Raw genomic sequence first — 8,429 nt, 5'->3', positions numbered from 1 at the left:
GCGGATAGAGCGGATGACGATCACGGGCTACACGGACCGGTTGGGGAGTGAGCATTACAACCAGGCGCTGTCGGAACGGCGTGCGCACACGGTGGCGAACTACCTGAAGGAGAAGGGGGTGAGTGGACCGATGAGCGCGCAGGGGAGGGGTAAGGCGGATCAGATAGCGGCGTGTGGGAAGTCGACGAAGCGGACGGCGGCGTTGGTGCGTTGTTTGCAGCCGAACCGGCGGGTGGAGATTGTGATTGAGGGGATCAAGCGGTAGGGGGAGGTTGCGCCGCCGAGTACCAAGCTCAGTAATTCAAGCAGCTCAGTCCATAAACGGCCTGAGCTGTTTGTTTTGCGTAAGGGATTTCCTTGGACAGGGGGACACACTGCAAGCTTCTTACAATCCCATAAAGCTTGCTTGCCAATAGGCTAGTGTTAAATGTGATTGAGCTTTGCACCACTTTGAAATGACAGACTGTCCAAGTAGGAATGGGGCTTGCTCGATTCCGCCCGCGGGGAGGAAGGCATTGAACTAATGCTTGATATTCAATGCTTAGCCACGAGTGACCAACTAATAACTTGGCCAGTGAGGCCTGATCATGCGCGCAGAGCGAATCCTGATCGTTGAAGATGAACCTGTAGTTGCGCTAGACCTTAGGCAAACACTCGAGGGAATGGGCCACGAGGTGTGTGGTATCCATTCGAATGTGGTTTCGGCTATTCAGGCGGTGGAGATTCATCGACCCAGTCTGGTGTTGATGGACATTCATCTTCAAGGCCCTGGCGACGGGATTGATGCTTGTCAAGCGATTTATGAAAACTGGAAAGTCCCAGTAATTTTCCTGACCGCCTATGTGGATGAGAAAACGGTGAGCCGTGCGGCGCGCGCCAGACCATTTGGTTACTTGAGCAAACCTTATAACGTCATGGAGCTGAATGCAGTTATCCAGGCCGCACGCTCACGCCATGACGTGGAAATCGCGTTGTCCAAGGCGGAACAAAAGCTGGCATTGGCAATTGAGGCAGCTGAACTGGGCACGTGGGAATGGGAGTCTGGACAGGATCAAGTCAATGGAGATGAATGCTTTGAACGTATCTGGGGACATAGGCTGCCGATGGAGAAGAAGGGCTTGTCTGCCTTGTTTAGTCAGGTTCATCCGGATGACCTGCCGGAATTAAAGGCAGCGCTTCAAAATCCAGGATTCTTTAAATGTGAATTCCGTGTTCAGAGAGAAGAAAATCAATATGTATGGTTTGAGATGTACGGCAACTTGCGCGTGCGGGCACCTGATAAGCAAATAGTGATAGGGGCTGTAAGGGATGTTACGGTCCGTAGAGAAATGGAAGAACGTCTACGGCAAGCCGGCGTGGTATTCCGTGCAACTGCCGAGGGTATATTGATTCTGGATAGCGATGGGATTGTGCGTTCCATCAATCCCTCGTTCACACGCTTGACGGGTTTTCTGGAATCCGATGCCTTGGGCCGGCACCCGACGGAATTTCTGCTTAACCGGCGTGATCAGGACATGACCTATGACGATATCGCCAAGATACCGAATGGTTTCTGGTCCGGCGAAGTCGCGGTGAAATGTAAAGATGGGCGGGTTTTGCCGGTGCTGAAGCATATCTGTGCGGTGCGAGACAGCCGGGGTGCGACCGTCCAGTATGTACAGACGCTTTCAGACATATCAGCTATTCGGGAAGCGGAACGCCAATTGGCGCATTTGGCTTATCACGATCCATTAACCGGATTGGGAAACCGCTACTTGCTGGATCAGCGGCTTGAAAGTGAAGTGGAGCGTGCCAGTCATCATCGTGGCAATGTCGCGTTGCTTTTTATCGACCTTGATGGATTCAAATCGATTAATGACTCGATGGGACACCATGCGGGGGACCGGGTCATTCAGGAAACGGCAATACGCATTACCCGGGCTATTCGGCGTAATGATGAAGCGATTCGGCTGGGTGGTGATGAGTTTGTGGTTATCGTACCGGACTTACGGCAATCCATTGAGGCGATAGGTATCGCAAATAAAATCCTGAAGGCAGTATTGGAACCCCTTACGATAGAAAACCAACAGCTTACGATTGGCGCCAGCATCGGCATGGCACGCTACCCGGACGACGGTGAGACGCCGGCGCAAATACTTAGTGCCGCGGATAGTGCTATGTATGAAGCCAAACGCCTGGGCAAAGGGCGTGTCTGTGCTTATTCAAGCAACTTGGTTGAGAACGTCAGAACCCGGATTAGTATCGAGCAGAGTTTGCATGGTGCGCTGGAGCGAGGGGAATTCACGATCCATTACCAGCCCATTATTGATCTATACGGATTGAAGCTGATTGGCTTTGAGGCATTACTGCGCTGGCACCATCCGATACTGGGATTGCTGGAACCGGAAAAATTCATTTCCATCATCGAAGAGAATGGCCTGATTGAACCTATTGGTACTTGGGTATTGAGGTGTGCGGTTGAGCAAGTCAACAAATGGAACCATCAATACGATACCCAGTTGTTTATTTCAGTGAATATTTCACCTGCCCAGTTCAAGCGGGATGCGTTCCTGACTGAGTTGAATGAGATATTGCAACAGGCTCGAATTTCCCCACATTTGTTGGAGATCGAGATAACCGAATCCACATTGCAAGATTTCCATGCAAGCAGAAAAGTGGTGCAGGCTATGCGAGAGAAACGTATCTGCGTGGCTATCGATGATTTTGGCTCGGGTTTTTCTTCGTTGGCATTGCTCAAGTATCTGCCAGTAACACGCATCAAGATCGATCGTTCCTTCATTGCTTCATTGCCTGGGACAGGGAGAGATGTCGGCCTTGTTTCGGGCATCATGCAAATGGCCAATAGCCTGGAGCTGGAAGTGACAGCAGAAGGTATAGAGACACCGGAACAGTTTGGTCTGTTACGTGCCATGGGGTGTCCGGCAGTACAGGGCTTCTTCTTTGGTAAACCTTGGTCGATTGACAACTATAAGGACGATTGGATTCCTACGAAGATCAAGAAAGGTGGGTTTTCTACACGGTAATCAGTTATTAGCTTTGATTTTTTACCAAGGAAGTCAATCACTTTACTTGCCCAAGTATATCTGTGCTGTGCCTTGCTAACCGTTGCGCATAACAATGAGTGAACAACTGTACCTAATTCATGGAGGTAGTCAGATATTTTTCTGACGCGCTTACTTAGGCAGTCCTCCATCATGGTTTTTGGCCGGCGATGGTGTTGCTTTTGAATATATTTGTATGGCTTTTTAGCAATATTGACGATGCCTACTCTTATTGGTAGTGAAAATTTTTTGCATAGACTTACAGCGGGTAAATGTGACACATAACACTGTCCAGATTATTCAAGTAATTGATTCGTATTATTGGGTTGCCTGCTTCTTTAATTGTATTGCTTGATTCACTTTGCTGCATGTTTGTAAAGCACTTAATCTACATAATTAATATTAATTAAATAATGATTTAATGAATACTCGTATGGCATGCTATATCGCGGGACCTTTAATCTAAAGCGGGTCCTCCTCATGAAGAGTATGAGCACGAAATTTAAAGTGCTGACCGTGGCAAGCTGCCTTGCCATGACGTCATTGGCCACGATGGCTTCTCCTCAACAAGGCGATGTAGCCGGTTCACCTCGCAAGGTAAAAGCACTGGTGATCAGTATGTTTGGTCCGGAAAGCGAACCTTGGATCAAGAACCTGAGACTGACACAGAAATATAGAGTGCCCGGTCTGTCACCTGACTACCCAACGGTGAATTGCAATACAGATGGTGTTTGCCAACTGACTACCGGCATGGGACATGCCAATGCAGCGGCTTCGGTGGCCGCTTTGGTGTTCAGCGGTCGTTTTGATCTGTCCAAGAGTTACTTCCTGATTGCCGGAATTGCCGGCATCGACCCCAAGCAGGGCACGTTAGGTTCGGCAACCTGGTCGCGTTATCTGGTGGACTACAGCATTGCGTGGGAATTGGATGCGCGTGAGATTCCGCATGGTTGGAATACCGGCTATCTGGGTATCAATACCAAGGCCCCTGGCCAGAAGCCGCCTTTGGACTACAAGACCGAAGTATTCCAACTGAACGAAGCATTACTGCAAAAGGCGATGGCGTTGTCCAAGAGTGCCGTGCTCGATGACAGCGATGTGGCCAGGGCGTATCGCGCCAAATACACTTCCGCACCAGCCAACCTGCCGCCTGCTGTCGTGCAGTGTGACACCATGGCGGGTGACACTTGGTGGCATGGGGAACTGCTAGGCAAGCGGGCAGAGGATTGGGTCAAGCTGTTGACTGACGGTAAAGGTACTTACTGCACCTCGCAGCAGGAAGACAACGCTACTTACGAGGCGCTGAAGCGTGGCGCGAATGTGGGCTTGCTGGATTTGAATCGTGTGGCGGTATTGCGTACTGCTTCCAACTTCGACCGCCCCCATGCCGGACAGACAGCGTATGAGTCGTTGATTCTGAAGGAATCGGGTGGGTTTGTTCCTGCAATCAACAATCTGTACAACGCAGGTGTGCCGTTGATTCGCGACATCGTTAATCATTGGGACCAGTGGAAGTCTGGCGTACCACGTTGAGTGGCAGACAGATCAGTGGCCGTGATGCCTGATAGACACCAGGCAAAACACTCTCCAAGTCTCAAAGGAAATATCGATGAAACGCCCTGTTAATTTTAGAATGAATCGCCTGTCTGCCGCGGCATTGCTGGCAGTACTCGCTTCCAGCTCCGTGATGGCTGCGAATGTTGAGGTATCGGACAACACACAGGCCCGTCGCGCCCGCCCGGTAAAGGCTATGGTGATCAGCATGTTCGCCCCGGAAAGCGAACCGTGGGTCAAGCAGCTGAAGCTGAACCAGGAAATCCGTGTACCGGGATTGTCGCCAGACTATCCGGTAGTCCGTTGTAACCGGAACGATGTCTGCAACGTGGTGACGGGCATGGGCTACGCCAATGCCGCCGCGACGATGACTGCCTTGATCTACAGTGGCAAGTTCGACTTGCGCAAGACTTACTTCCTTGTGGCTGGCATTGCGGGTATTGATCCTGCACAAGGAACGGTCGGTTCGGCGACCTGGTCGCGCTATCTGGTTGACTTCGGTATCGCGTGGGAAATTGACTCGCGTGAAATGCCCGCTGGTTGGGAATATGGCTATTTTGGCATCGCCACCAAGGGGCCTAACGAAAAGCCAAAACCAGATTACCGCACAGAAGTCTTTCAGTTGAATGAACGCCTGCTGCAAAAGGCCATCAGTCTGTCTAAGAATGTACAGCTGGACGATAGCAATGAAGCCAAGGCTTTCCGCGCTCATTATTCCTATGCACCGGCCAATCAGCCACCTACTGTCGTACAGTGCGATACAGCTAGCAGCGGTACCTGGTTTGCCGGCACTGCGTTGGGTAAACGGGCTCGTGATTGGGTCAAGCTGCTGACGGATAGCAAAGGTACTTACTGTACGACGCAACAGGAAGACAACGCGACGTACGAAGCACTCAAGCGTGGCGCTGCCGCAGGCAAGCTGGATGTCGAGCGGGTAGCGGTTCTGCGTACTGGCGCGGATTTCGATCGTCCCTATGCCGGCCAGACCGATGTGGATGGTTTAGTTAACTACGGTGAGCAGGGGGGCTTTGTGCCGGCAGTCAATAACTTGTACAAGGCCGGTGGCCCGTTGATTAACGATATCGTGGTTAATTGGCGGCGCTGGGAGTATGGCGTCCCAAAGTAAGGTGTCCATGGGGGGTTAAATGCCCTTGTTTGATTTCGTGCCTATTGCGGCATAGACAAATCGGCCAAGCACAAAGGCCAGTAGTTCTACTGGCCTTTGTGCCCATTAATACGTGCAAGACAGTATGCAGTTCGACTTGTCCGTTTTGTGCCAGTCAGCCTGATTTGTGTTCATAACAACATCATAAGTAGAACTGAAGCTTTAAACCTGCTTGGGCAGGTTTTGAGGTAAAGTATTAATTTATAAATGATTATTTTATGATGTTTGCATTAATAAATATTCCTACCACGTCCTCGACTATGCCTGCAGCGCGGTTTGGACACGTTGACAGCCTGTGAATAAGTGCCATTTCAACTATTTGTTGGGCGATCATCGGCGGGCTGGAAATGACATGGACAGGTTTTTGGCAAATTGCCTAGGTCCATGGCTAATCCTTTCCCCTTTTATGTCCGTTTGAATCCCCATCACTTGTACTTCCGATTGATTACCTGGATTTATGAATACCCTTTTATCGAGTCATCCTCCCCAATCTGAGGTGACAGGTTCTTTTTCTTGGCATGTGGGTGAGCATCAAAGCCACTTCGACCCATTGCTTGATTGTGTGGTTTCCATTGCGCGTATCTTTGGTATCAAGACGACGCATGAGTCGTTGTCTGCGGGTTTGCCGCTGGAAAACAATCTTTTAACGCCGGGTTTGGTGCCGCGGGCTGCTGCGCGGGCGGGGATGACAGCTCGGGTTGTGCGGCGGCCATTGGATGCGCTACGCCCCGGTTTGTTGCCGGCGGTACTGCTGCTTAACGGACAACAAGCCTGCATCTTGCTTGAATGGCTGCCCACAGGGGAGGCGAGGGTACGTTACCCGGAAGCCGGGGAGTCTGCCGACCTGTTGAGTCGGGAGGAACTTGAGGCACTGTATTCCGGCGTGGTCTTCTTTATCCGGCCCAAGTTCCGTTTTGATGCGCGTGCGCCGGAGACCGGCAAGGTACGTACACGGCATTGGTTCTGGGGTGTGGTGGCACAGAACTGGCGGCTTTATCGCGATACCCTGATCGCGGCGTTGTTGATCAACATCTTCGCGCTGGCGATGCCGCTTTTCTCCATGAATGTCTACGACAGAGTGGTGCCGAACCGGGCGCAGGAGACACTCTGGGTATTGGCGTTGGGTGCCGCGCTTGTGTTGATCTTCGATTTTGTGCTGCGGCTGATGCGTGCCCATATCGTTGATACCGCGGGCAAGCGTATCGATGTGACCTTGTCATCGCTGATCATGGAGCGCGTGCTGGGTCTGAAGCTATCGCAGCGGCCGGTATCTGTGGGTTCCTTCGCGGCAAATCTGCGAGCCTTTGAATCAGTGCGTGAATTCATTGCCTCCGCCACGGTGACGGCTTTGGTGGACCTGCCTTTTGTGCTGATCTTCCTGCTGGTATTGGTCTGGATATCGCCCTGGCTGATTTTGCCTCCCTTGGTGGGAATGGCGATTGTGGTGCTTGTATCGATGCTGATGCAGCAAAAGATGCAGGAATTGGTGGATGTGACCCAGCGGGCCTCTGCGCAGCGTAATGCCACTTTGGTGGAAAGCCTCGTTGGGTTGGAGACCATCAAGTTCATGGTGGCGGAAGGCACGATTCAACGAAAGTGGGAACGCGCGACGATTTTTCTCGCGCAGACAGGTGCAAAGCTCAAAGTACTTTCATCTACCACGCTGAATCTGGCGCAAACCGTGACGCAACTGGTTTCCATTGTGGTGGTGATGGCAGGGGTTTACCTGTTGATCGACAACCAGGTCAGCATGGGGGGCATTATTGCGGCGTCGATGCTGTCGGGGCGGGTAATGGGGCCGTTTGGTCAGGTAGCGGGCTTGTTGATGCAGTACCAGAATGCCCGGTCTGGCCTGAGCGCGGTAGAAACCCATATGAAGGCGGAAACCGAGCGGCCTGAAGAATCGGCCTTTGTACACCGTACCCATTTTGAAGGGCGTATTGAATTCAAGCATGTCAGCTTTGCGTACCCTGGCCGAGAAGACATGGCGTTGCGTGATGTTTCTTTCAAGCTAAATGCAGGCGAGAAGGTGGCAATTATCGGCCGGGTCGGGTCGGGCAAGTCGACGATACAACGCTTGATTCTGGGGCTCTATCAGCCCAGCGAAGGCGCGGTATTGATTGATGGTATTGATGCCCGCCAGATCGACCCTGCGGAATTGCGCCGTGCCACGGGTTTTGTGCCGCAAGACGTCAACCTCTTTTACGGTTCGCTGAAAGAAAACATCGCATTCGGTGCACCGTTTGCAGACGACCAGATGATTCTGGCTGCAGCCGATCTGGCTGGTGTAAGCGAATTCGCTGACCGGCACCCGAGTGGTTTTGAAATGCAGATAGGCGAACGTGGCGAATCGCTGTCTGGCGGGCAGCGACAGGCGGTGGGTATTGCCCGCGCGGTGTTGAATGATCCACCCATGCTGCTGCTTGATGAACCAAGCAGCGCGATGGATCATCAGAGCGAAGAAGTATTGAAGGCACGCTTGCGCCAGTATTACGAGCATAAGACAGTCGTTTTGGTGACGCACCGTACTTCATTGCTGGACTTGGCAGATCGGCTGATTGTGATCGATGGTGGTCAGATCATGGCGGATGGGCCGAAAGCACAGGTGATGGAAGCCCTCAAGCATGGCCGGATTGGTAGGGCCGGCGCATGAGCTGGCAGTCTCTCTA

At 52.0% G+C, this 8,429-nt stretch carries 5 protein-coding genes; all 5 read left to right on the top strand.

Translation table 11 applies throughout. The features are described 5' to 3' along the window. Window positions 1–265 (top strand): OmpA family protein (locus tag ACUHMQ_RS01725; protein WP_445293712.1); only part of this gene is annotated, 265 nt, incomplete at its 5' end. A gap of 322 nt (window positions 266–587) precedes the next feature. Then, complete coding sequence (locus ACUHMQ_RS01720; RefSeq protein WP_445293711.1) at window positions 588–3,023, top strand: two-component system response regulator; 2,436 nt, start codon at window positions 588–590, stop codon at window positions 3,021–3,023. A 507-nt stretch (window positions 3,024–3,530) separates the two neighbouring features. Next, window positions 3,531–4,574: a purine-nucleoside phosphorylase gene (locus tag ACUHMQ_RS01715; protein WP_445293710.1), complete on the top strand. Its 1,044-nt coding sequence runs from the start codon at window positions 3,531–3,533 to the stop codon at window positions 4,572–4,574. A 76-nt stretch (window positions 4,575–4,650) separates the two neighbouring features. Next, a complete protein-coding gene (locus ACUHMQ_RS01710) occupies window positions 4,651–5,721 on the top strand; it encodes a purine-nucleoside phosphorylase (RefSeq protein WP_445293709.1) in 1,071 nt (356 codons plus the stop codon). 496 nt (window positions 5,722–6,217) lie between these two features. Then, on the top strand, window positions 6,218–8,413 hold the full coding sequence (locus tag ACUHMQ_RS01705; RefSeq protein ID WP_445293708.1) for a type I secretion system permease/ATPase: 2,196 nt from the start codon (window positions 6,218–6,220) through the stop codon (window positions 8,411–8,413). The last annotated feature ends 16 nt before the right edge of the window (window positions 8,414–8,429 follow it).

This window comes from Chitinimonas violaceus (assembly GCF_052601015.1).
This window is presented reverse-complemented; position numbering and strand designations above follow the sequence as displayed.

Excerpts from the sequence above, each read along its gene's own strand:
- ACUHMQ_RS01720 (WP_445293711.1), top strand. The coding sequence starts at position 588 with ATGCGCGCAGAGCGAATCCTGATCGTTGAAGATGAACCTGTAGTTGCG.
- ACUHMQ_RS01715 (WP_445293710.1), top strand. The coding sequence starts at position 3,531 with ATGAGCACGAAATTTAAAGTGCTGACCGTGGCAAGCTGCCTTGCCATG.
- ACUHMQ_RS01710 (WP_445293709.1), top strand. The coding sequence starts at position 4,651 with ATGAAACGCCCTGTTAATTTTAGAATGAATCGCCTGTCTGCCGCGGCA.
- ACUHMQ_RS01705 (WP_445293708.1), top strand. The coding sequence starts at position 6,218 with ATGAATACCCTTTTATCGAGTCATCCTCCCCAATCTGAGGTGACAGGT.